Raw genomic sequence first — 1,032 nt, 5'->3', positions numbered from 1 at the left:
GGGCGGCGCAGGTGCGCCGCAGGGCGGCGAGGCCGGTGAGCCGGGGTGAGGAGGCCGCGACCGAGAGGTGGGGGCGGTCGCGCAGGGTGTCCTCGACGAAGCCCGGCAGACTGCCCGGACCCAGCGTGACGAAGCCCCGGACGCCCGCGTCCTCGTACAGCTTCAGCGTCAGCTCGCGGAACCGGACCGGCTCCAGCAGGTGGCGGACCACGAGCTCGCGCACGGCCTCGGGCTCAGCGGGGAACGGCGCGCAGGTGGTCGCCGACCAGAGGGGCAAGCTCCCCGGCTGGAGCGGCAGTCGGGCGAAAGCGGCGCGGACCTGGCCGAGGTAGGGCTCCCACATGGGCGTGTGGAAACCGGAGCGGAAGGGGAGTTCCTGACCGAGGACGCCCTCGGCCTTCAACCGTTCGAGAACGGTGGCCACTTCGGCGGGCATCCCGCAGACGACCGACTGGTGCGTGCAGTTGTCGTGGCTGACCACCACCCCGTCCAGTCCGTGCAGCGCGGCTTCCGCCCGCCGGGTCCCGCATCCCAGGGCCGCGTAGACCAGGTCGGGCACCTTCACCGCACCGGGCCGCAGCGACTCCAGGAAGGTGTCGGCCGCGTCCTGCCGGTACATCCCGCCGGCCACCATCGCCGCCCACTCCCCCAGGCTGTGCCCCGCCAGCACATCGGCCTCGATGCCGAGTCCGGGCAGCACCCGGGCGAGGAAACGGCCCGTCGCGATGGCGTCCAGGGCCCGCTCCGTCAGGTCCTCGCCCCGGGTCAGCCGGGGCCTCTCCAGCCCGAGCCGGTCCGCCACGTCGTCCAGTGCCGGGGCGAACTCGGGCTCCAGGCCCGGGAAAAGGAACGCCAGCCGGCCACCCAGCGGTTCGGGCGTGAACCACACCTCCCCGCGCCCCCGCCAGGCCCGCCCGCGCGCCACCACCATCGCGGCCAGCGCGAGCCGCTGCGGCGTGTGACCCACGACGGCGAGCCGGCAGGCACCGACTCCGCCGGACTCCGGGGAACAGGACGCCAGCGAGCCGGACG

Annotated in this window: 1 protein-coding gene; it reads right to left on the bottom strand. The window is 74.8% G+C overall.

Annotation, left to right across the window (positions count from 1 at the left end; genetic code table 11):
• A partial coding sequence (locus tag ABZY57_RS32830) for an acyltransferase domain-containing protein (RefSeq protein WP_356518214.1) occupies positions 1 to 967 on the bottom strand: 967 nt, incomplete at its 3' end.
• Positions 968 to 1,032: the final 65 nt, after the last annotated feature.

Source organism: Streptomyces sp. NPDC006450 (assembly GCF_040612195.1).
Lineage (GTDB): Bacteria > Actinomycetota > Actinomycetes > Streptomycetales > Streptomycetaceae > Streptomyces.
Note: the sequence above shows the minus strand (reverse complement) of the source record. Positions and strands in the feature narration are given on the sequence as shown.